This is a genomic window from Streptomyces sp. N50, from assembly GCF_033335955.1.
Classification (GTDB): Bacteria; Actinomycetota; Actinomycetes; order Streptomycetales; family Streptomycetaceae; genus Streptomyces.
This window is the reverse complement of the sequence record NZ_CP137549.1, coordinates 3476686-3498609: the sequence shown is the minus strand read 5'-3', so window position 1 is coordinate 3498609 and position 21924 is coordinate 3476686. Positions and strand designations below refer to the sequence as shown.

Below are 21924 nucleotides of genomic sequence, written 5' to 3'. Positions count from 1 at the left end.
GGCGATGACGTCACTGGACGAGGCCCGGTCGCTGCTCCGTGAGTTCCCGGTCGTCGACGGGCACAACGACCTGCCCTGGGCGCTGCGCAAGCAGGTCACCTACGACCTCGACGCCCGCGACATCGCGGTGGCGCAGAACGCCCATCTGCACACCGACATCCCGCGCCTGCGCGAGGGCGGCGTCGGCGCGCAGTACTGGTCGGTGTACGTCCGCTCGGACCTGCCCGACCCGGTGCCGATGACGCTCGAACAGATCGACTGCGTACGGCAGTTGCTCGCCCGCTACCCGCAGGACCTGGCGCCCGCGCTGACCGCCGCGGACATGGAGGCGGCGCGCGCGGAAGGCCGTATCGCCTCGCTCATGGGCGCTGAGGGCGGGCACTCGATCGCCAACTCCCTCGGCACGCTGCGGGGGTTGTACGCGCTCGGCGTCCGCTACATGACGCTCACCCACAACGACAACGTGGCGTGGGCGGACTCGGCGACGGACGAACCGGGGGTCGGCGGCCTGTCGGCGTTCGGGCGCGAGGTCGTGCGGGAGATGAACCGCGAGGGCATGCTCGTCGACCTCTCGCACGTGGCGGCGACGACGATGCGCGACGCGCTGGACACGTCGACGGCTCCGGTGATCTTCTCGCACTCGTCGGCGCGGGCGGTGTGTGATCACCCGCGCAACATTCCGGACGACGTGCTGGAGCGGCTGCCGGGCAACGGCGGCATGGCGATGGTGACGTTCGTACCGAAGTTCGTGCTCCAGGCCGCCGTCGACTGGACGGCCGCGGCCGACGACAACATGCGCGCGCACGGCCTGCACCACCTGGAGACCACCGAAGAGGCGATGAAGGTGCACCGCGCCTTCGAGGAGCTCAACCCGCGGCCCATCGCCACGGTCTCCACCGTCGCCGACCACCTCGACCACATGCGCGAGGTCGCCGGCGTCGACCACCTCGGCATCGGCGGCGACTACGACGGCACGGCCTTCACCCCGGACGGTCTGAACGACGTCTCCGGCTACCCGAACCTCATCGCCGAGCTGCTCGACCGCGGCTGGTCCAAGGCCGACCTCGCGAAGCTCACCTGGCAGAACGCGGTACGGGTGCTGGGCGCGGCGGAGGACGTGGCGCGGGAGCAGAAAGCGACGCGGGGCCCGTCGAACGCGACGATCGCGTCGCTGGACGGCTGAACGAACGGGTGAGCTGCGCGGCGCGGGAGCGCCCACTCCCGCGCCCGTACCCCGAACGCCCCGCTCACCAGGTAGCCCCCTCGTCAGCGTGCGACGGTGACCGTACTGCCGTAACGACGTACGGAGCCCGCCATGGCCGACCTCCAGGACCACCCGCACGCGACCACCGAGGTCGGCGAGCTCGACGACTTGGTCCACGAGCCCTTTCCCGGCGGGGTCTTCCCGCCGGACACCGAGGAACCGTACGACCCCGTCTCCGACCCGGCCGCCGCCCCGCTGGAGCGCGCGCACGCCATCCTCGCCGCGCACCCGGTCGCGGACGGCTACAGCGGGCTGCCGTGGGCGCTGCGGCATCTGCCGTGGTTCGACCTGGAGCTGGGCGAGAGTTCCGTGGACACCGATGTGCCGCGGCTGCGCGAGGGGCATGTCGGCGCGCTGTTCTGGTCGCTGCACCTGCCCGAGGGCCTCGCCGGGGACCGGGCGGTCGGCGCCACCCTGGAACAGCTGGATCTGGTCAACACGGTGGTCCGCGCCCACCCCGAGGGGCTGCGGCTGGCGTACACCGCCGGCGAGACCACCGACGTGCGCCACTGCGGCCGTATCGCCGTGCTGCTCGGCCCCGCCGGAGCCGCCGCGCTCGGCGACTCCCTGGGCATCCTGCGCTCCCTGCACGCGCTGGGCCTACGGGTCCTGACCCTCTCCGGGGTGTCCTGGGCGAGCGAGGCCGGGCTGACCCGGTTCGGGGAGGAGGTCGTGCGCGAGATGAACCGGCTCGGCGTGCTCGCCGACCTCTCCGGCGCCTCCGACGGCACGATCCGCCGCACGCTGGCGGTCTCGAAGGCACCGGTGCTGTTCACCCGCTCCGCCGCCCGCTCGCTGCGCCCGCACCCGGCCAACCTCTCCGACGAACTCCTCGCCGCGGTCGGCGCCGCCAAAGGCCTGTGCATGGTGCCGCTCACCGCCGAGCAGACCGGGCCGTCGGTCCGGGACGTCGCCGACCACCTCGACCACGTCCACGAGGTCGCGGGCCGCGAGTGCGTCGCCCTGTCCGGCACGTACGACGCCGGTACGGCCCACCCGCAGGACCTCGCCGACGCCTCCTGCTACCCGAACCTCATCGCCGAGCTCCTGCACCGCGGCTGGTCCGAGCCCGACCTCGCCCTGCTCAGCTGGGGCAACGTCCAACGCGCCCTGCGCAGCGCCGACTTCACGGCCCGCGCCGCCCAGCAGCGCCGCGAGCCGTCGACGGCGAAGATCGCCGAGCTGGACAGCTGACCCGCGGTCTGCGCGGGTTCTACGGGTGGTCGATCCGGCAGAGGCAGAACGGATGCCCTGCCGGATCGGCGTACACCCGGAAGTCCTCCTTGTCCTGCCGCTCCAACTCCCGCGCGCCGAGGGCCAGTACGGCACTCTCCGCCGCCTCGATCTCCTCCCAGGTCGACCCGGCGTCGAAGTCGAGATGCATCTGCTGCGGCCGGTCCGCGCGCGGCCACTCGGGCGGGACGTACTCCGCCACCCGCTGGAAGGCGAGCCGCGGCCCGTCCGGAATGTCGAGGACGACCCACTCGTCATGGGCGACGTGCGGTGTGCCGCCGAGGAACCCGGCGTAGAACGCGGCGAGCGCGACCGGGTCGGGGCAGTCGAGCACGGTGGAACGGAAACGTACGGCAGTCAAGGTGATGACCTCCAGGTCAGCAGGCGCAGAGGCAGAACGGGTGCCCCGCCGGGTCGGCGTACACACGCCAGGCGCGTGAGCGGTCCTCGGTGTCCAACGGCGTCGCGCCCAGCGCCAGGACGCCCTTCTCGGCCGCGTCCAGGTCCGTGGCGGTCAGGTCGAGGTGGAACTGCTGGGAGTCGCCGGGCGCGGGCCACTTCGGCGGTACGTGTCCGGGGGCCTCCTGGAACGCGAGCGTCCGGCCGCCGGGCAGTTTCAGGTCCACCCAGTCGCCGCCGTCCTCGTCCTCGACGGCACCGCCCAGGATCCCGGCGTAGAAGGCGGCGAGCGCGCGCGGATCGGGACAGTCCAGGACGACGGCACCCAGTTCGGCGATGGCCATGACTGACTCCTCCTAGTTACCCATAGATGGCGTCATGCAGTAACGGTTACTGCATGCTCCCGCATTGGAGGTAACGTCGCAAGCATGAAGTGGTCGCAAGCATGAGTGAGAGAGTTCCCGCGCCCGGCGGCCTGGCCCTCATCGAGGCCCTGGTGAACACGCTGGACATCGAGGCGGGAGCCGACGCGCTCGACACGGAGGACGGCCGGACCCCCTTCGGACTCACCGCGCACCAGGTCCCGCACGCCCGCGAACTCCGCGAGTCCCTGCGTGCCACGCTGCTGGCCCACGCGGGCCACCCCGCGCACCAGGACGTGACCCCGCTCGGTGAACTCCTCGCGCGCGCCCCGCTGTTGGTGGCGATCGACGCGCACGACGGCGCCGCGCGTATCGAGCCCGCGGACGGGGACCCCCTGCTCTCCCGCGTGGCGTCGGCGATCGCCCAGGCCCTCACCGAAGGCACCTGGCCCCGCCTCAAGGCCTGCGAGGCGCCGACCTGCCACTGGGCGTACTACGACCGCAGTCCGGCGGGCCGGGGCCGCTGGTGCTCGATGGCGGTCTGCGGTGCCCGCGCGAAGATGCGCCGCTACCGCGCCAAGTAGCCCTCGCGAAAGGCGACTTGAGCGGTCCGGACGCCCAGCACGGCGCAGTGGTGCAGAATGCAGCCAGACGCCGGTCCGGCCGACTGAGCCTCGGCCGGACCGGCGTCGTCCGCCCGGCCGTGCGTCTATGCCGTGGGACGGCCCATCGCGCGGAACGTCCAGCCCGCCTTCCGCCACAGCACCGGGTCGAGGGCGTTGCGCCCGTCCAGGACCACCCGGGCGCGTACGGCCTCGCCGAGGGCCGCCGGGTCCAGCTCGCGGAACTCGCGCCACTCCGTCAGGTGCAGGACGACGTCGGCGCCCCGTACCGCCTCCACGGCGGTGTCGGCGTACCCGAGCGTCGGGAACAGCCGTAGCGCGTTGGGCATGCCCTTCGGGTCGTACACGGTGACCTGGCCGCCCTGGAGGTGGATCTGGCCGGCGACGTTCAGGGCGGGGGAGTCGCGGACGTCGTCGGAGTCGGGCTTGAAGGTGGCGCCGAGGACGGCGACCCGCTTGCCCAGGAAGGAGCCGCCGCCGAGCGCCTCGCGGGTCATCTCGACCATCTGGCCGCGGCGGCGCATGTTGATGGAGTCGATCTCGCGGAGGAAGGTGAGCGCCTGGTCGGCGCCCAGTTCGCCGGCGCGGGCCATGAACGCCCGGATGTCCTTCGGGAGGCAGCCGCCGCCGAAGCCGATCCCGGCCCGCAGGAACTTCCTGCCGATCCGCTCGTCGTGCCCGATCGCCTCCGCCAGCTTCACGACATCGCCGTCCGCGGCCTCGCAGACCTCGGCCATCGCGTTGATGAAGGAGATCTTCGTGGCGAGGAAGGAGTTCGCGGCCGTCTTCACCAGCTCGGCGGTCGGGTAGTCCGTCACGACGAACGGCGACCCGGCCGCGATCGGCTTGGCGTACACCTCGCGCAGCAGCCTCTCGGCCCGCTCGCTCCGCACCCCGACCACGATCCGGTCCGGATGCAGCGTGTCCTGCACGGCGAGGCCCTCCCGCAGGAACTCCGGGTTCCAGGCCAGCTCGGCGTCCTCCCCGGCGGGCGCGTGCTCGGCCAGATACGCGGCCAGCCGGTCCGCCGAGCCGACGGGGACGGTGGACTTGCCGACGATCAGCGCGGGGCGGGTGAGGTGCGGGGCGAGCAGCTCGAAGGCCCGGTCGACGTACGACATGTCGCAGGCGTACTCCCCGTGCTTCTGCGGGGTGTTCGTGCACATGAAGTGGACGTCGCCGAACTCCGCGACCTCGGCCCAGTCCATGGTGAAGCGCAGCCGGCCGGTGGAACCCTCGATCCCGGCGACATGCTTGCGCAGCAGGTCCTCCAGCCCCGGTTCGTACATCGGGACCTCACCCCGCTGGAGCATCTCGATCTTCTCGGGGACGACGTCGAGCCCCAGCACCTCGTAGCCCAGCTCGGCCATGGCCGCGGCGTGCGTGGCGCCGAGATAGCCGGTGCCGATCACGGTGATCTTGAGGGCCATGAGTGCTCCAGAAGGGGTACGGGGGCGATGCGCGCCCGAGCATAACCGGCGCTCTCACCGGGCACCTTTCCCCCTGTCGCCAAGCTCACGTATCCCTCCCGTGGGCGGGCCCCTAAAATTTGGGTTACTTAACGGTAATTAGCACTGTGATCACAGCGTCCTTGGAGCGTGAGAGACCTTGGCCGGACCGGCTGACTTCGACCTGTACCGCCCGTCCGAGGAGCACGACATGCTCCGCGACGCGATCCGTTCACTGGCAGAGGCGAAGATCGCGCCGTACGCCGCAGCGGTGGACGAGGAGTCACGCTTCCCCCAGGAGGCCCTCGACGCCCTCGTCGCGAACGACCTGCACGCCGTCCACGTCCCCGAGGAGTACGGCGGCACCGGCGCGGACGCGCTGGCCACGGTGATCGTGATCGAGGAGGTGGCCCGCGTCTGTGCCTCCTCCTCCCTCATCCCCGCGGTGAACAAGCTGGGCTCGCTCCCGGTGATCCTCTCGGGCTCCGAGGACCTGAAGAAGCGGTACATGACCCCGCTCGCCAAGGGCGACGCGATGTTCTCGTACGCCCTCTCCGAGCCGGACGCCGGTTCCGACGCGGCCGGCATGAAGACGAAGGCCGTCCGCGACGGCGACCACTACGTCCTCAACGGCGTGAAGCGCTGGATCACGAACGCGGGCGTGAGCGAGTACTACACGGTGATGGCCGTGACCGACCCCGAGAAGCGCTCCAAGGGCATCTCGGCCTTCGTCGTCGAGAAGTCGGACGAGGGTGTCTCCTTCGGCGCCCCGGAGAAGAAGCTCGGCATCAAGGGCTCCCCGACCCGCGAGGTCTACCTCGACAACGTCCGCATCCCGGCCGACCGCATGATCGGCGCCGAGGGCACCGGCTTCGCCACCGCGATGAAGACCCTGGACCACACCCGCATCACCATCGCGGCCCAGGCCCTCGGCATCGCCCAGGGCGCCCTCGACTACGCCAAGGGCTACGTCAAGGAGCGCAAGCAGTTCGGCAAGCCGATCGCCGACTTCCAGGGCATCCAGTTCATGCTCGCCGACATGGCGATGAAGATCGAGGCCGCCCGCGCCCTCACCTACCAGGCAGCGGCGGCCTCCGAGCGAGGCGACAAGAACCTCACCTTCCAGGGCGCGGCGGCGAAGTGCTTCGCCTCGGACGTCGCCATGGAGGTCACGGTCGACGCCGTCCAGCTCCTCGGCGGCTACGGCTACACCCGCGACTACCCGGTCGAGCGCATGATGCGCGACGCCAAGATCACCCAGATCTACGAGGGCACGAACCAGGTCCAGCGCATCGTGATGGCGCGCAACCTGCCGTAGCCGACGGGCAGTCACGAGCAGCGTCGAGGGCACCCCCGGTCACCCGGCGGGTGCCCTCACCGTTCCGTCGGGCATGCTGCGACCCATGACCGACCCGACACGGACCCAGTCACAGTCCCAGCCGCAGACCGCCTTCGACACCGCCGAACGCACCATGTGGTCCGGCCGCGCCCACGCCTACGCGGCGAGCTTCGCCCGCCTCTGCGCACACCCCGTGGAGCACCTCCTGGACGCCACCGGGATCGAGACGGGGACGCACGTCCTCGACGTCGGCACCGGAACCGGTACGGCGGCCCTGGCCGCGCTGGCGCGGGGCGCACGGGTGTCTGCCGTGGACGCCGATGCCGACATGGTGGCGGTCGCACGGGCGGCGGGCGTGGCGGCGCGGGTCGCCGCCCTGCCCCGACTGCCCTTCCTCGACGGCGAGTTCGAGGCGGTCATAGGCAACTTCGTCATCAACCACGTAGGCCGCCCCCGCGCCGCCCTCACCGAACTGCGCCGTGTGCTGAAGCCCGGCGGCCGGATCGCGCTGACCCTCTGGGGCGCGCGGCGCGGAGCCGGGCAGGAGCTGTTCGGGCGGGCGTTCGCGGCGGCGGAGGCCGTCATCCCGGCGGATCTGCCGCGCCTCGACCCCGCCGAGGACTTCGCGCGTACGGCGGACGGTTTCGCGGACCTGCTCCGCGAAGCGGGCTTCACGGACGCCCAGGCCCGCGAGTTGGAGTGGGACCACCGCACCACGGTCGACGAGTGGTGGGGCGGACCCGCCGCCGGTGTCGCCACCGCCGGGCTCGTCGTCACCTCGCAGGACGCGGGGACGGTCGTACGGATCAGGCGGGAGTACGAGCGGCTGGCCGGTGAATTCGCCGCAGGGGAACAGGAGTTGGCCCTGCCGCACATCGCCGTGCTGGCGTGCGGCAGGGCCGACTGAGAGCTTCTCAGTTGCCGGAGACCGTGACCTTCTGGTCGTTGTTCAGCTCGTTCACCAGGGTCTTGACCTTGGCCTTGTCCCAGATGAGGTTGCCGCCGGTGGAACCGGAGATCGGCATGTTCATCGAGGTGCCGTCGCCGCCGCTGACGCCCTTCATCGCCCAGAACATGGACGCCAGGTCCCAGAGCGACATGTCCTTGTCGACGCTCAGCGAGTCCAGGCCCGCGCCCAGCGTCGGGTAGAGCTTGAAGGGGTTCAGCAGGGTGCCCGGGGTCGCCACCTGGTGGGCCAGGGCCGACAGGAACTTCTGCTGGTTCTTCGTGCGCTGGAGGTCGGAGGCGGCGAACGCGTGCCGGGTGCGGACGAAGGCCAGCGCCTCCTCACCGTTCAGCGTCTGCTTGCCCGCCTTGAAGTCGGCGCCCGAGTACGAGTCCTTGAAGCCCTTGTCGATGTCGATGGTGACCCCGCCGACCGCGTCCACGATGTCCGCGAAGCCGTTGAAGCCGATCTCGACGTAGTGGTCGATGTGCAGGCCCATGTTGTATTCGATGGTGCGGACGAGGAGCGTCGGCCCGTCCGTCGCGTACGTCGCGTTGAGCTTCTCCTGCTTGCCCGTGCCCGGGTACGTCTTGCCGGAGGTGGACCCCACGAACGTCGGGATCGTCACGTTCGAGTCGCGCGGCAGCGAGATCAGGGTGTCGCCGCTGTCGCCCACGTGCAGGATCATCATCGAGTCCGTGCGCTTGCCCTCGGCGGAGCCGGTGTGCAGCTTCTTCTTCTCGGCCGCGGTCAGCCCCTCGCGGCTGTCGGAGCCGACGATCAGGTAGTTCGTGCCGTCGCCCGCCTCCGGCCGGTCGATCACCTTCGACAGGTCGACGTCACGGTTCAGCTTGGAGTCGGCCCAGAAGTAGGTCGCCACGGAGGTCACGACCAGCACGGTGACCAGGGTGATCGCGGTCCACTTGATACGACGGCGCCAGTTCGGCGCGCGGCGCGGACCCTGCCCGCCGTCCGGCCCCTGCGGTCCCCCCCGCCCGCCACCGCCGTAGACCTGGCCGGTGTTGTAGCCGTCGTACCCGTTGTTGTCGTAGCCGCCCTGGCCGTAGCCGTTCTGGCCCTCGTCGTAGCCCTGGCCGCCCGTGTACGACGGCTGCGGCGGGACTCCGGCGCCGTACGGCGGGGCCTGCGGGCCGCGTCGTACCTGGCGCATCACACGTGCGCTTTCCGGCTGTGCGTTCGCGCTGCCGCGTCCGTACTGATTGCCGCGGTCGTCGCCGGACCATGCCTCGGGCCAATCGTTCATGGGGCCCAGTGTGCAGGTAGCGGCCATGTCGTTTACAAGGGTCGTAGGAAAATCAGGGCACTGCTGTTGCGAAGCCAACACAAAGTCCGCAGATGTCCACCCCGGCATAGGGTGGCGTCCATGACAGACCTGCCGGGCAAGCCGACGTCCGCCTCCCGGACCACCCTCAGCCACATCATGACGAACGCCGACACGAACCTGCTGGGGACCGTGCACGGCGGGGTCATCATGAAGCTGGTCGACGACGCGGCGGGCGCCGTCGCCGGGCGGCACAGCGGCGGTCCGGCCGTGACCGCGTCGATGGACGAGATGGCGTTCCTGGAACCGGTCCGCGTCGGCGACCTCGTCCATGTGAAGGCCCAGGTCAACTGGACCGGGCGGAGCTCCATGGAGGTCGGCGTACGCGTCCTGGCCGAGCGGTGGAACGAGTCGACCCCGGCCACCCAGGTCGGCTCCGCGTACCTCGTCTTCGCCGCCGTCGACGCCGACGGCAAGCCCCGCGCGGTGCCGCCGGTGATCCCGGAGACGGAGCGCGACGAGCGCCGCTACCAGGAGGCCCAGATCCGCCGCACCCACCGCCTGGCCCGCCGCCGCGCCATCATGGACCTGCGCGAGAAGCGGGCCGCGGAGGGCCTCGACGACTGAGGCCCACCCGTGGGCGCTGTTACAAAACGCCCCACTTCATTAAGAAGAGCCCGTTTCGCTACGAACACCCCACCTCGTCGCCGGTCACCACCCCGAACTCGCCCTGCTGCACATCCGTCGCCCGCACCCGCGTGACCTGCTTGAAGTCACTCCCGGCGATCACCTTCAGCACCGGCCCCTGCCCCTTCACCGCGCGCAGCTCGCTCCCGGGCAGTGCCGCCGCGAGCGACTTCGCGGAACGGTCCCAGCGGGGGTCGTAGACCACGACCGTCCGTCGTACGGCGTGATCGGCCGCGCTCGTCGGCTGGTGCGTCGTACGGAAGCCGGTCGCCGCCAGTGCCGCGTCCACGCGCTTGCCGAGACCGCCCGTCGCCGTCCCGTTCTCCACCTGGACCTGGATCTGCTGCGGGGCCACGTCCACCTTCACGGCGTTGGCGCGCGCCGCCTTGTGCACGGTCAGGGGCTTGTCGTCGCGCAGGGCCTGGAAGAGCTTGGCCGCCTTCGGCTCGTCCCATTTCAGAGTGGAGCCGATGCCCTTCACGACGTAGCCCATCTGCCCGATCGGGACCGTGGTGAACTCGGAGGAGGACGGGGAGAAGCTGCGCATCGCCCGCCCCAGGTCGAGCAGTTCATCCGTACCGAAGCCCTTGTCCGCGCGGACCGAGCCGAGCACCGCGCGGGTCACGTCACGGAACTTCAGCGGGTTCAGCAGCACCCCGGACGAGGTGGCCTGGTCGATCAGCGCCGCCAGGAAACGCTGCTGGCGCTTCATCCGGCCGAGGTCGGAGGCGCCGTCGACGTGCCGCGAGCGGACGTACTGGAGGGCCTGCCCGCCCATCAGGGTGTGCGTGCCGGCGGGCAGGTCGAGACCCGTGTACGAGTCCTTCAGCGGCTCGGCGGTGCAGATCTTGACCCCGCCCAGCACGTCGACCGTCTTCATGAAGCTGGTGAAGTCGACCTCCAGGTAGTGGTCGATCTTCACGTGGGTCATGGACTCGACGGTCTGGACGGTGAGGTTGGGGCCGCCCTCCGCGTACGCCGCGTTGATCTTGATGGGGTGCGGGTTGTGGTGCTCACCGGTGGTCTGGTCGGTGTGCGGGGGCGTCATGGCGTAGGAGTCGCGGGGGAGGCTGACGACGCTGGCGCGCTCCCGGTCCTCCGAGATGTGCACGATCATGATGGTGTCGGTGCAGTGGCAGGGCGCGCCGCCCAGGTGGTACTGGCGCCGCTCCGCCTCGGTGATCCTGTCGCGGCCGTCGGTGCCGACGAGCAGGACGTTCATGCCGTGGCCCGCGCGCGGGCGGTTCTTCATGTCCTTGAAGGGGTCGACGCGGGCGATGTCGGCGTCGAGGCTGGTGACCACCGCGTGCCCGATCCCGGCGGACGCGAGGACGACCACGGAGAGCGTGGTCGCCGCCCGCATGGCCCAGCGCGGCTTCTTCTTCGGTCGTACGGGTGGCCGTGGGCGCCGCTGCGGTGGACGGGCGGCGGGGGAGCGGCGGGGCGGCGTGGGCATGGGGGACACCTCCGCGAGGGCCGTACGTGGGATCTTGAGCACCGTAGGCCGATACGATCTGATACCACCGCAGCCGCCCGGGCGGGGCGCGTCCGTGTCCCCCGTTCGCGGTAACGTGAGCGCCCTATGAACGCCATTCCCGACGTGCGACTCCCCGCCGTTTCTGTGATCATGCCCGTCCTCGACGAGGAGCGGCATCTGCGCGGAGCCGTCCAAGCGATCCTCGCGCAGGAGTACGACGGCGAGATGGAGGTCGTGATCGCCATCGGTCCCTCGAAGGACCGTACGGACGAGATCGCGGCCCAGCTGGTAGCCGAAGACCCGCGTGTGCACACCGTCCCGAACCCCACCGGCCGCACGCCCGCCGCCCTCAACGCCGCGATCAAGGCCTCCCGCCACCCGATCGTCGTCCGCGTCGACGGCCACGGCATCCTCTCGCCCAACTACATCGCCACCGCCGTACGCCTCCTGGAGGAGACCGGCGCGCAGAACGTCGGCGGCATCATGCACGCCGAGGGCGAGAACGCCTGGGAGGACGCGGTCGCCGCCGCGATGACCTCGAAGATCGGCGTGGGCAACGCGGCCTTCCACACGGGAGGGGAGGCGGGCTCCGCCGAGACGGTCTACCTCGGGGTGTTCCGCCGCGAGGCCCTGGAGCAACAGGGCGGCTACAACGAGGAGTTCATCCGCGCCCAGGACTGGGAGCTGAACTTCCGGATCAGGGAAGCGGGCGGCCTGATCTGGTTCTCACCGGAGCTGCGGGTGTCGTACCGCCCCCGCCCGTCGGTGAAGGCCCTGGCCAAGCAGTACAAGGACTACGGCCGCTGGCGCCACGTCGTCGCCCGCTACCACGAGGGTTCCATCAACCTCCGCTACCTCGCCCCGCCGACGGCGGTCTGCGCGATCGCGGCGGGCATCGTCGTCGGCGCGGTCCTCACCCCCTGGGCCTTCCTGATCCCCGCCGGCTACCTCGCGGCGATCACCCTCGGCTCCCTCCCGGCGGGCAAGGGCCTCTCCCTGAAGGCCCGCCTCCAGATCCCGGTGGCCCTGGCCACCATGCACATGTCCTGGGGCTACGGCTTCCTCACCAGCCCCAAGTCCCTTGCCCGCAGGGTGATCGCGTCCCGGCGGCCCGCGGTGCTCAGCCCGTCCAGCAGCTGAACCGAGCACCGCCGCGCACGACGACCCGGACTACCAGACGTAGTTCGGGTCGACGTGCATGCACGCCGTGGTGTCCGAACCGTTGAGGGCGTCCGCCGAGGTCGGGGTCTTGTCGTCCTCCGCCGGGGCCTTGTACTTCGTGCCGGTGGTCCAGTCCGCGCCGACGACCAGGGTGACGCCGGAGACGCTCGTGGACTTCTTCACCGCGCTCGTCGGGATGCCGAGGGCCTTGGCGACCCGCTGGGCGTCGCCCTCCAGGTCGGCGCTCGGGTAGCGGACCAGCGTCGTGGCCGCGCTGGGCGTCGTCGAGGAGTCGGCGACCGCCTCCTTGAAGCCCTTGTCGACGAGGAGCTGGGCGATCGAGGTGGCCCGGCCGCGGACCGCGCCGGCCGTGTCGGTGCGGGTGCCGTTCTCCACCTGTACGGCGATCTTGTCGTCGGCGGCGGCCGGATCGGTGGACGCCTTCGCCGCCGTGGCCGTCTTCTTCTTGTCCTTGCCGTCCAGCGCGATGTCCTCGCGGACCAGCCGGAACAGCTGGTCGGCGTCGGTCGCCTTGGGGACCACGCGGCCGCTGCTGCCCGAGTACTCCCACGGCATCGTCGTCATGGTGATCCGGGCGGTCGGTACCTTCTTCAGTTCCTTGCTCAGGTCGTACAGCTTGGCGACGGTCCCGAGGCCGTTGTCGACCGTGAGTGCCTTCGTGGCCGTCTCGGCGAGGCTGCGCAGCTTCGTCGGATTGCTCAGCGTGGCGTTCTCGCGCAGCTGCCGGACCATCGAGTTCATGTACTGGTGCTGCGCCTTGGTCCGGGCGATGTCGGTGTCGTCCTCGAAGCCGTAGCGCGTGCGCAGCCACTGCAGGGCCTGCTCGCCCTTCACGGACGTGGTGCCCTTCTTCAGCTTCAGGCCCGAGCCCTTGCCGGAGGAGGTGTGCGAGTAGATGTTGGCGTCCACACAGACCGGCACCCCGCCGATCGCGTCCGCCATCGACACGACACCCGCGAAGTCGACCATCATGAAGTGGTCGATGTGGATGTCGGTCAGCTTCTCCCAGGTCGCCACCGTGCAGCCGGGGCCGCCGCGGCCCAGCGAGTCGTTCGTGATGACGTCCGTCTCGGCCGCGTACGTCCTGCCCGTGTCCGGGTCCGTGCACTTGGGGATGTCCGTCAAGGTGTCGCGCGGCATGCTCACGACCGACATGTTGCTGCGGTCCGCCGAGACGTGCAGCAGCATCTGGACGTCGGCGCGGGCCGGGGTGTCGAAGGTGTCCTTCGCGCCGCCGAGCTTCTGGTTCTCCGCGGAGTCCCGCGCGTCCGAGCCGATCAGCAGGATGTTCAACGGCTTCTGCCCGGCCGCGTTGGCCTTGGACTCGGCCGCCCGGTCCTTCTCGTCCCCGATGTTCAGGGGGTCTTTCTTTATGTTGTGGTTGAGGTGCTGGTAGTACAGGTATCCGGCGCCGGCCGTCCCGGTTATGACCACCGCGAGGACGATCGCCGACCAGCGCAACGCCCGCCGCCGACCGCCCTTGCGTCTTCCTCCGGCACCGTCCGCCGGTCTCTTCCCGTCCGCCGGCGTGAGCGACATCGTGTCCTCAACCGCCGGCACCTCCCCACGCACGCTCTGAGTCAAGTCCCCACCCCTCCCACGCCGCGCCCTGACGCACGGGTCCGCCCCGCGCCCTGTTAGACGCGGAACGGACCCGTGTGGTCACTTACTTGGCGCACTCAACCTTGTCCGCCGTGGACTTCTGGACCCCCTCCGGCGTCGACCCCGCGGTCGAGGTGAGCGGGACGCCGGCTCCCTTGAAGTCCTTGCCCAGGGTCAGCGTCATCGCTGGCAGCCCCTGGGAGTTCTGCACACTCTTGCCCGGCTTCATCGCGGACCCCGAGAGACCCATGATGTCGGCGAGCCGTCGAGCCTGGTCCGCCTGGTCGGGTGCGTACTCGAGCGTCGTCTTCGCGAGCGCCGCCGGAGCGTTGCCCGCGTTCTCGGACTTGAGCACGCCCTCATCATTCTGCAGCCACGTAAGAGTTTCCTGTGCGCTGCCGGCGACGGCCCCTCCGTTGAGGATCCGCACCCGCACCGCGGAGGCGGCGGACTTGGTGCCCTTGAGCCGGGCGGCCACGGCGGCCTTCTCCTTCGCCGCCTGCTGTTTGACCGCGGTGAAGGAGGTGTCGCTCTTGATCAGCGAGAAGACCTGCGGGGCGGTCGTGTTGTTGAGGACGACCGTCACCGGGGTCTTCTCCGCCGGGTTGTCGACCACCGGCACCGTGGTGAAGGTCAGGTTCTTCGGGTTGAGCTTGCCCAGCTCCAGACCGAGGTCCTTCAGCTTGCCGATGGAGTCCAGGTTGTCGTCGACGGTCAGCGCCTTGGTGCCCGCCTCGGCCAGCTTCAGCATCTTCGAGGGGCTGGTGAGCGTGGAGTTGGACTTCAGCTTCCGCATCAGCGCGCTGAGGAACTGCTGTTGCAGCGTGATCCGGCTCAGGTCACCGCCGAAGCCGACGGAGTGCCGGGTCCGCACGAAGGCCAGCGCCTGCTCGCCCGAGAGGTTGTGCGTGCCCTTGGACAGCTTCAGATGCGAGTCGGCGTCGTCGATGTTCTTGGCCAGACAGACCTCGACCCCGCCGACCGCGTCGGTCAGCGTCTTCACGGCGTTGAAGTCGGCCACCATGAAGTCGTCGGGCTGGATCCCGGTCAGCTCGGTGACCGTCCGCACGGTGCAGCTCGCCGTACGGCCGTCCTGGCCGAGGCTGGTGTTGAAGCGGACGCTCGTCGTGCCCGGGATGACCTTGGTCGAGCCGTCCGACTGGGCGGTCTGGCAGTCCGGGACGTCGGTGATCAGGTCACGCGGGATGCTGAGCGCGGTCGCGTTCGAGCGGTCCTTGGACACGTGCAGCAGGATCGTGGTGTCCGCGTGGCCGACGCTGCCGGCGTCGCCGTAGCCCTCGTTGCCCGAGCCGGTGCGCTTGTCGGTGCCGATGACCAGCAGGTTGATGGCCTTGCCCTTGCTGAAGCCACCGGTGCTGGCGCCGTCGTCGGAGACGGCCGTGATGTTGTCGTTGAGGTGCTTGATGTAGAGGTACCCGGCCGCGGAGACGGCGACCAGCACGAAAGCCAGCCCGCCGCCGGTCCACATCAGGACCTTCTTGCCCTTGGCCTTCTTCTTCACCGGCCGGCGCCCGCGCCTGGCCGGTGGCTCCTCGGGCGCGCCCCGCCGTCTGCGCGGCGCGGGCACCTCACGCCCGGGACTCCTCGGGACCGTCTCCCGCTCCGGCGCCGCGACACTGCGGTTCTGCGCAGTGGCTCTACGGGGCCCCGGCACCGCTGACTGCGGTGTGGAAGGAGTCAGTCGCAGTTCGTATTCACCAGTGTTCGGATTGAGTACCCACTGGTCTGCGGGGTCGATGTTGTCCGCCCGCCCACGGCCTTGCGCGTCCACGGTTTACCGAATCCTCCGTCGGGGCCACGCGGCGCCTTCCCCCTCCAGGCGCTCGGGTCTCGTACATCCGGTGCGCAAGCACACAGCCCACCGGATCGCTCACACTATCCGTCCAGTTGAGCGTCAAGTGACTGCGGTGACAAATTCCACGTCCCTACAACCGGTCAATCCGTCCTATTTTTCGGAACAAAAGTTCGTCGACTTGGCGATCGCTTTACCCACAGGTGTCCTCGGCGGCGGTGTTCCCGCGAAACGTGGGCGCGGGCGAGACCCCTGAACCGGGCGCCGTATTAAGGGTGTTTGCGACGGAATCCTGCGGAACCTGCTTCCGCACGGCGACGGTCCGGTCCGCCCGCAGCCGGGCGAACAGCTTTTCGGCCTCGGGCTCCACGAGCTGGTCGCGATTCGCGTTGTAAATGTACGACTCCCGCGGAACGGTGAGGAATTGCACATGTTCGGTGGGGATGTTCCGCAGCCCGCGCACCAGTTCGTACAAACCGCGCAGATTCGCCAATTCCGGATCGGTGGTGAGCGACGAGGTGGCCGCATCGAGCACCGGATACAGCTTCACCGGATTGAACAGCACGTCGTCACTCTGCACCTTGTTGACGAGCGCCCCCAGAAACCCCTGCTGGCGGTCCATCCGGTCGGTGTCACTGCCGTTCCCGAGCGACTTCCGAGCCCGTACGTACCCGAGCGCCTGCTCCCCGTCGAGGGTGACTTTGCCCGCGGGCAGCCTCAGCTTGGCGGCCTTGTCGCGAATGGGACTCTTCAGGCAGACCTCCACCCCGTCCACGGCATCGACCATGTCCTTGAACCCATGAAAATCCACCACCATGTGATGGTCGATCCGCACGTTCGTCAGCTTCTCCACGGTTCGGATCGTGCACCCCGAACCCCCCACCTGGAACGCGTAGTTGAACATCGCGAACATCGGCTCGGTCCGCGTCCCGTCCGGCCGCAGGCACCCCGGTACGTCCACCATCAGATCCCGCGGCAACGACACGGCGGTGGCGCTGCGCCGGTCCGCCGCCAGATGCAACAGGATCGTCGTGTCCGACCGCTCGGTCCCCGAGTCCCGCCCGTACTCCGCGTTCCCGTCCCCCGACCGCGAGTCGGACCCGATCAGCAGAATGTTCTGCGCCCCCTTCACGAGGGCGGTGGGCCGCTCCTTCTCGTACCGGGCGAGCTCGGCGGCGGCGGCGTTGTCGGGCGTGATGTTGGCGTCGAGCTTCGCGTAGACCCCCCACCCGACCCCGGCGGCCGCTACGACGACCACGCCCACCCCGGCCGAGACCCCCCGCACCCACCGCCGACGCCGCCGACGTATGAGCCCCGCCCCGCACGCGGAGGCCCCCGCACCCGGCCCGAGAACGCCTCCTACGGTGTCGTCGAACACGTGCGGTTCCACCCCTCATGGCCGAGTAAGAGCGCGTGGTCCTGCGTGTGGTCCTGCTCTTACGACCATGGCGTGGATGGGACAGGGGGGACGCCCGTTACTGACCCATCCGGGTGACTGACCAACCCCGGCCGACCGATGCTTTTTTGCTTTTAGGGGCGCGGGGAACTGCGCGACCAGCCCCCACGCACCCGCACCCGCCGCACAACCGCCACCACCCCCTCTCAGAGGCGCGAAACAGCCACCCGCTCACTCTCGACCCGCTTGGCCAACGACTCCTCGCTCAGCTGATCGAGATTCCGGCACAACACCACGGACCCTCCGGAGGCGAGCGGCGCATACAACCCCGAGCTCAACCCGTCCCACGTGTCGTACGACAGCCCGGACAGCACCCGAGCCCCCACATCCCCGTCGACCCGAGCCTGCTCAACAACCTCCGCCCCCGTGAACTCCCGCCCGCCGACGACCAACGCGGGTTCCCCAGGATCCACCGGCGAGAACGCGACAAACCGATCCCCCTGCCCCGGCACCTCAACCGCATAGTCGACAAACCCGGCCGGAGTCTGCGGAAACCTCCCCCGAGCGGCCGCAGGGCAAGAGCAACCCGCTCCCCACCACAGGCCCGAGCCACCTCCAAGGACTCCGGCCCACTCACCACCACATCGGCCCCGGAGGGATCCCCACCCACGTCCGCGACCACCCCCACGGACGAACACGCCAGCAACCACACCGCCGTCTGCCAGTGCGCCGGCAACAACACGACGACCCGGTCACCGGGTGCGGCCCCGAGATCCCCCTGAAGCAGATTCGCGGTCTTGGCCACCCAATTGGCGAAGGTGGCCACGGACAATTCGACACGTTCCCCCGTGGCGTCGTCGTAGAAGGTCACCAGGGGGCGGCCGGGATCCGCGCCGAGCGCGGAACGCAGCAGGTCGGCAGGGGTGCGATCGATGGCGTTCACCCGCGCAAGCGTACGGGGACGCCCGCCGCCGCACGCCCCCGCGTCCGGCGCCGGACCACCGGTTCGGACGAACCGCAGCCGACGGTCCGTCAATTCCCGGATAGACAGATATGTATGACTATGTCCAGGATCAGGGGCATGCGTGGATTCCTTGCTTCCTCGATCGGCGTCACCTGCGCGGCCGCACTGGCCCTCCCGCTCACCCTGCCCGCGTCCGCGGCACCGTCCGCGGCACCGGCGACGCAGTCGACGAGCGGCGCGAGACCCGCGTCGACGACCGCCGCACCGGACCTCCCCGGCAGCACCCAGTCGCTGCCCCTCACCCCCGTACCCGAGACCGCACCCTGGGCGCGGCCCCCGAACAGGGCCTCACCCGCGACGACGTCCACCGTTTCTCCCTCGTCGGCGTCACCTGGGCCGACCCCGACACCGAACTGCGCGGCCAGGTCCAGGTCCGCACCCGGGCCACCGGCACGGGTGACTGGTCCGGCTGGCAGGACATCGACACCCACAACGAGGACCACGGCGCCGACCCCGGCACCGCCGAACGCGACTCCGGCCACGTCCACGGCTCCACGGCCCCGCTGTGGGTGGGCGACTCGGACGGAGTGGACGTACGCGTAAGAGCGAACACGGCCCAGACACGGACCGTAGGAGCCGTGGACGAACAGCCGTCCCTCCTCCCCGCAGGCCTGCACCTGGAACTGGTGGACCCGGGCGCGGCCCAGGCCCCCCTCGCAGGCGCCCGAGCGACCACCAACCGCACCGCCACTGCCCACCTCGCCGCCACCGAGCTCCCGGCGCTGAGCAAGCAGGCCACGGAACGGGAACTGGTCGCCCTGGGCCACAAGGCGCAGCCGTACATCGGCCCGCGCCCGCGGATCGTCACCCGGCACGGCTGGGGCGCCGACGAGAAGCTGCGGGAGAAGGGGTTCGTGTACACGAAGAAGGTCAAGGCGGCCTTCGTGCACCACACCGCCACCGGCAACAACTACCGCTGCTCGCAAGCGCCTTCCGTCATTCGCGGTATCTACCGCTACCACGTCAAGAGCAGCGGCTGGCGCGACATCGGCTACAACTTCCTCGTCGACAAGTGCGGGACCATCTACGAGGGCCGCGCCGGGGGAGTGGCGAAGGCCGTCATGGGCGCCCACACCCTCGGTTTCAACACCGACAGCATGGGGATCGCGGTCCTCGGAACCTTCGGCAGCGCCAAACCGTCCGCCGCGGCGGTGACCGCGATCGCCAGACTCACCGCATGGAAGCTCGGGCTCTACGGTGTGAATCCGCGCGGCAAGACATACCTGAAGTCCGGTGGTGGCAATCTCTACCGAAAAGGAAAGAACGTACGACTCAATGTGATCTCCGGCCATCGGGACGGGTTCGCCACGGAGTGCCCAGGACGGCAGCTCTACGGCAAGCTCGGCTCGGCCCGTTCCACGTCGGCCCGGTACCAGGGCCGCTGACAGGGGCGGACCGACAGGTGGGGGGCCGGGGAAGGGTCTGCGGAACACCTGCGCGGCCGCACAGAGACGCGCGGCCGCGCGGATCCAGGGTCTGCATACACTGGCCGGCCGAAAAAACACTTCGGCCGGTCCCGGCAGGAAGCAGAGACGACAGGTGACAGAAGCGATCCTCCTGGTCGGCGGCAAGGGCACCCGGTTGCGCCCGCTCACGGTGCACACCCCGAAGCCGATGGTCAGGGCGGCGGGGGTGCCGTTCCTCACGCATCAGCTGGCGAGAGCGAGAGCGGCGGGCGTGGACCACATCGTCCTGGCCACTTCCTATCTGGCGGAGGTGTTCGAACCGCACTTCGGTGACGGTTCGGCCCTCGGCCTCCACATCGAGTACGTCACGGAGGACGAGCCCCTCGGCACCGGCGGCGCGATCCGCAACGTGGCCTCGCGCCTCCACTCGGGTCCCGACGACCCGGTCCTGATCTTCAACGGCGACATCCTGACGGGCCTGGACATCAGGGCCCTGGTCCGCACCCACGAGACAACGGGCGCGGACGTCTCCCTCCACCTCACCAAGGTCACGGACCCGCGCGCCTACGGCCTGGTCCCCACCGACGAGACGGGCCGGGTCCTGGCCTTCCTGGAGAAGCCCCAGACTCCCGAGGAGATCGTCACCGACCAGATCAACGCGGGGGCGTACGTCTTCCGCCGCTCGATCATCGACACGATCCCGGCGGGCCGCCCGGTGTCGGTGGAACGGGAAACCTTCCCGGGCCTGCTGGCTGCCGGCGCCCACCTCCAAGGCCTGGTCGACTCGACGTACTGGCTCGACCTAGGCACTCCAGCCGCCTTCGTCCGAGGCTCGGCGGACCTGGTCCTGGGCCGAGCCCCGTCTCCCGCGATCCCGGGCCGCTGCGGCGACCGCCTGGTCCTCCCCACGGCCAGGGTGGCCGCCGACGCCAAACTCACCGGCGGCACGGTGGTGGGCGAGGGCGCGTTCGTGGCGGAGGGCGCGAGGGTCTTCGGCTCTACGATCCTCCCCGGCGCCGTCATCGAACCGGGCGCGGTGATCACCGACTCCCTCATCGGCACCCGGGCCCGAGTAGGCGAACGCTCCGTCCTCACCGGCACGGTCATCGGCGACGGCGCGGTCATCGGCGCCGACAACGAACTCCGGGACGGCATGCGGGTGTGGTGCGATGCGCGGATTCCGGCGGGGGCGGTGCGGTTCTCTTCTGACCAGTGAGGGGGTTGGGGGTGCCTGGGGGTGCCTTCTAGGTGTGTCGGCTCGGTGGTGCGGTACTGCTAGGCCTACCGAGCCGGGTGGTGGGTGGGCATAAGCCTGGGGGTCTGGGGGTGGAGCCCCCAGGGACGGCAACCGAAGCTCGCCCCGGCAACCGACGCCCCCCCCGGGCACCTCACAACGCCCCGATGTCACCCCGAGGCATCTTCGGCGCCCGCCGCGCAGGCGTACGCCCGCTCAGCAGAATCAGCCGCGCCGCCCGATGCCGCTGCCCCGCATACGGCTCCAGCAACGACAACATCACCGAGTCGTCCGCGTTCCGGTCCCCGGCCAACGCCCACCCCACGATCCCCGGCAGATGCAGATCCCCCACGGTCACCGCGTCCGCCGCCCCATGACTCCGCTGCACGGTCTCCGCGGACGTCCACACCCCCACCCCGGGCACCACCTCCAACCGAGCCCGCGCGTCCTCCGCGGACATCGCCCCCGCCTGCTCAAGCCGCGCGGCAACCCGTACGGCACGCAGAATCGTCGAGGCCCGCTTGTCGTCGACCCCGGCCCGATGCCACTCCCACGACGGGATCAACGCCCACGCCCGCGGCGCCGGCATCACCCACATCCGCCCGCCCACAGGACCGGGCGCCGGCACCCCGAACTTCCGTACCAGCAACCGCCAGGCCCGATATGCCTCGTCGGTCGTCACCTTCTGCTCCAGCACCGACGGAATCAACGACTCCAGCACCAGCCCGGTCCGCGTCAGCCGCAACCCCGGCCGCCGATGCTGAGCGACGGCCACCAGCCGATGCCGAGGGACAAATGCGCCAGGATCATCAGCGGCACCAAGCATCTCCGGCAACCGCTCCAACAACCACTCCGCCCCCGGCCCCCAAGCCTCCCCGCGCACCGCACCCCGTGCGCGGACACCCGCAAGGTCCCCGGTCCGACGGGCGTAAGACTGGCCCGCCACACAGCCCCGTCCGCGTCCACCCGAAACGTCGGATCCCCGGGCCCCCGCCGCAACGGCCCAAGCACCAGCCCTAGATCAAGCGGCCAGTCCGCCACCCAACTCCGAACCCGCCCCGCTTCGGCGACCTGCCGAGGCACACCCCCAGGCACGACAACATCCCCACCCCGCACAGTCGTACGAGTGGGCCGATGAACAAAACGTCCGGCCACGGTAGGTTCCAGGGTGATGTGAGAGGTCTGAGGGTGTCACGAGCCTAGGCTG

16 protein-coding genes and 3 pseudogenes are annotated in these 21924 nt (G+C 70.1%); 9 read left to right on the top strand and 10 right to left on the bottom strand.

The window, feature by feature from the left end:
- The first annotated feature begins 4 nt into the window (after window positions 1-4).
- Window positions 5-1183 (top strand): dipeptidase, encoded by a 1179-nt coding sequence (locus tag R2B38_RS15250; RefSeq protein WP_318016718.1) that lies wholly within the window; start codon window positions 5-7, stop codon window positions 1181-1183.
- A 132-nt stretch (window positions 1184-1315) separates the two neighbouring features.
- Window positions 1316-2458: a dipeptidase gene (locus R2B38_RS15245; RefSeq protein WP_318016717.1), complete on the top strand. Its 1143-nt coding sequence runs from the start codon at window positions 1316-1318 to the stop codon at window positions 2456-2458.
- Window positions 2459-2477: 19 nt separating this feature from the next.
- On the opposite strand, the gene R2B38_RS15240 is transcribed toward R2B38_RS15245, so the two are convergent.
- A complete protein-coding gene (locus R2B38_RS15240) occupies window positions 2478-2858 on the bottom strand; it encodes a VOC family protein (protein WP_318016716.1) in 381 nt (126 codons plus the stop codon).
- 16 nt (window positions 2859-2874) lie between these two features.
- Window positions 2875-3240 carry a VOC family protein gene (locus R2B38_RS15235; protein WP_318016715.1) on the bottom strand — a complete coding sequence of 122 codons (366 nt, stop codon included), beginning with the start codon at window positions 3238-3240 and terminating at the stop codon, window positions 2875-2877.
- Window positions 3241-3341: 101 nt separating this feature from the next.
- On the opposite strand from R2B38_RS15235, the gene R2B38_RS15230 reads away from it, so the two are divergent.
- The gene (locus R2B38_RS15230) at window positions 3342-3842 is read left to right on the top strand and encodes a CGNR zinc finger domain-containing protein (RefSeq protein WP_318016714.1); all 501 of its coding nucleotides are present in this window, start codon (window positions 3342-3344) and stop codon (window positions 3840-3842) included.
- 125 nt (window positions 3843-3967) lie between these two features.
- Here the strand turns inward: R2B38_RS15230 and R2B38_RS15225 are convergent, their stop codons facing one another.
- Window positions 3968-5311, bottom strand: coding sequence for a UDP-glucose/GDP-mannose dehydrogenase family protein (locus R2B38_RS15225; RefSeq protein ID WP_318016713.1), 1344 nt, complete (start codon window positions 5309-5311; stop codon window positions 3968-3970).
- 178 nt (window positions 5312-5489) lie between these two features.
- On the opposite strand from R2B38_RS15225, the gene R2B38_RS15220 reads away from it, so the two are divergent.
- Together R2B38_RS15220 and R2B38_RS15215 are read left to right on the top strand one after the other, a co-directional pair.
- The gene (locus R2B38_RS15220; RefSeq protein WP_318016712.1) at window positions 5490-6647 is read left to right on the top strand and encodes an acyl-CoA dehydrogenase; all 1158 of its coding nucleotides are present in this window, start codon (window positions 5490-5492) and stop codon (window positions 6645-6647) included.
- A gap of 85 nt (window positions 6648-6732) precedes the next feature.
- Entirely contained in the window at window positions 6733-7575 is an 843-nt protein-coding gene (locus R2B38_RS15215; protein ID WP_318016711.1) for a class I SAM-dependent methyltransferase, read from the top strand.
- Window positions 7576-7582: 7 nt separating this feature from the next.
- Here R2B38_RS15215 and R2B38_RS15210 read toward each other — a convergent pair whose 3' ends face one another.
- On the bottom strand, window positions 7583-8878 hold the full coding sequence (locus tag R2B38_RS15210) for an LCP family protein (RefSeq protein ID WP_318016710.1): 1296 nt from the start codon (window positions 8876-8878) through the stop codon (window positions 7583-7585).
- A 120-nt stretch (window positions 8879-8998) separates the two neighbouring features.
- On the opposite strand from R2B38_RS15210, the gene R2B38_RS15205 reads away from it, so the two are divergent.
- Window positions 8999-9523, top strand: a complete 525-nt coding sequence (locus R2B38_RS15205; protein ID WP_318016709.1) for an acyl-CoA thioesterase — start codon at window positions 8999-9001, stop codon at window positions 9521-9523.
- Window positions 9524-9581: 58 nt separating this feature from the next.
- Here R2B38_RS15205 and R2B38_RS15200 read toward each other — a convergent pair whose 3' ends face one another.
- A complete protein-coding gene (locus tag R2B38_RS15200) occupies window positions 9582-11039 on the bottom strand; it encodes an LCP family protein (RefSeq protein ID WP_318016708.1) in 1458 nt (485 codons plus the stop codon).
- Between the two features lie 126 nt (window positions 11040-11165).
- Between R2B38_RS15200 and R2B38_RS15195 the strand changes: the two genes are divergently transcribed.
- Window positions 11166-12200 carry a glycosyltransferase family 2 protein gene (locus tag R2B38_RS15195; protein ID WP_318016707.1) on the top strand — a complete coding sequence of 345 codons (1035 nt, stop codon included), beginning with the start codon at window positions 11166-11168 and terminating at the stop codon, window positions 12198-12200.
- 30 nt (window positions 12201-12230) lie between these two features.
- Here R2B38_RS15195 and R2B38_RS15190 read toward each other — a convergent pair whose 3' ends face one another.
- The 4 genes and pseudogenes from R2B38_RS15190 to R2B38_RS15175 form a co-directional block, all read right to left on the bottom strand.
- On the bottom strand, window positions 12231-13781 hold the full coding sequence (locus R2B38_RS15190) for an LCP family protein (RefSeq protein WP_318016706.1): 1551 nt from the start codon (window positions 13779-13781) through the stop codon (window positions 12231-12233).
- 127 nt (window positions 13782-13908) lie between these two features.
- Window positions 13909-15636: an LCP family protein gene (locus tag R2B38_RS15185; RefSeq protein WP_318016705.1), complete on the bottom strand. Its 1728-nt coding sequence runs from the start codon at window positions 15634-15636 to the stop codon at window positions 13909-13911.
- 214 nt (window positions 15637-15850) lie between these two features.
- A complete protein-coding gene (locus R2B38_RS15180) occupies window positions 15851-17035 on the bottom strand; it encodes an LCP family protein (RefSeq protein WP_318016704.1) in 1185 nt (394 codons plus the stop codon).
- Between the two features lie 224 nt (window positions 17036-17259).
- Window positions 17260-17996 (bottom strand): annotated as a pseudogene (locus R2B38_RS15175) (TIGR03089 family protein).
- Between the two features lie 120 nt (window positions 17997-18116).
- On the opposite strand from R2B38_RS15175, the pseudogene R2B38_RS15170 reads away from it, so the two are divergent.
- Both R2B38_RS15170 and R2B38_RS15165 read left to right on the top strand, forming a co-directional pair.
- Window positions 18117-19462: pseudogene (locus tag R2B38_RS15170) on the top strand (peptidoglycan recognition protein).
- A gap of 154 nt (window positions 19463-19616) precedes the next feature.
- Window positions 19617-20699 carry an NDP-sugar synthase gene (locus R2B38_RS15165; protein WP_318016703.1) on the top strand — a complete coding sequence of 361 codons (1083 nt, stop codon included), beginning with the start codon at window positions 19617-19619 and terminating at the stop codon, window positions 20697-20699.
- A 172-nt stretch (window positions 20700-20871) separates the two neighbouring features.
- On the opposite strand, the pseudogene R2B38_RS15160 reads toward R2B38_RS15165, so the two are convergent.
- A pseudogene (locus R2B38_RS15160) lies at window positions 20872-21872 on the bottom strand (DNA-3-methyladenine glycosylase family protein).
- Window positions 21873-21924: the final 52 nt, after the last annotated feature.

Excerpts from the sequence above, each read along its gene's own strand:
- R2B38_RS15210 (WP_318016710.1), bottom strand. The coding sequence starts at position 8,878 with ATGAACGATTGGCCCGAGGCATGGTCCGGCGACGACCGCGGCAATCAG.
- R2B38_RS15250 (WP_318016718.1), top strand. The coding sequence starts at position 5 with ATGACGTCACTGGACGAGGCCCGGTCGCTGCTCCGTGAGTTCCCGGTC.
- R2B38_RS15190 (WP_318016706.1), bottom strand. The coding sequence starts at position 13,781 with ATGTCGCTCACGCCGGCGGACGGGAAGAGACCGGCGGACGGTGCCGGA.
- R2B38_RS15195 (WP_318016707.1), top strand. The coding sequence starts at position 11,166 with ATGAACGCCATTCCCGACGTGCGACTCCCCGCCGTTTCTGTGATCATG.
- R2B38_RS15245 (WP_318016717.1), top strand. The coding sequence starts at position 1,316 with ATGGCCGACCTCCAGGACCACCCGCACGCGACCACCGAGGTCGGCGAG.
- R2B38_RS15200 (WP_318016708.1), bottom strand. The coding sequence starts at position 11,039 with ATGCCCACGCCGCCCCGCCGCTCCCCCGCCGCCCGTCCACCGCAGCGG.
- R2B38_RS15235 (WP_318016715.1), bottom strand. The coding sequence starts at position 3,240 with ATGGCCATCGCCGAACTGGGTGCCGTCGTCCTGGACTGTCCCGATCCG.
- R2B38_RS15225 (WP_318016713.1), bottom strand. The coding sequence starts at position 5,311 with ATGGCCCTCAAGATCACCGTGATCGGCACCGGCTATCTCGGCGCCACG.
- R2B38_RS15215 (WP_318016711.1), top strand. The coding sequence starts at position 6,733 with ATGACCGACCCGACACGGACCCAGTCACAGTCCCAGCCGCAGACCGCC.
- R2B38_RS15205 (WP_318016709.1), top strand. The coding sequence starts at position 8,999 with ATGACAGACCTGCCGGGCAAGCCGACGTCCGCCTCCCGGACCACCCTC.
- R2B38_RS15230 (WP_318016714.1), top strand. The coding sequence starts at position 3,342 with ATGAGTGAGAGAGTTCCCGCGCCCGGCGGCCTGGCCCTCATCGAGGCC.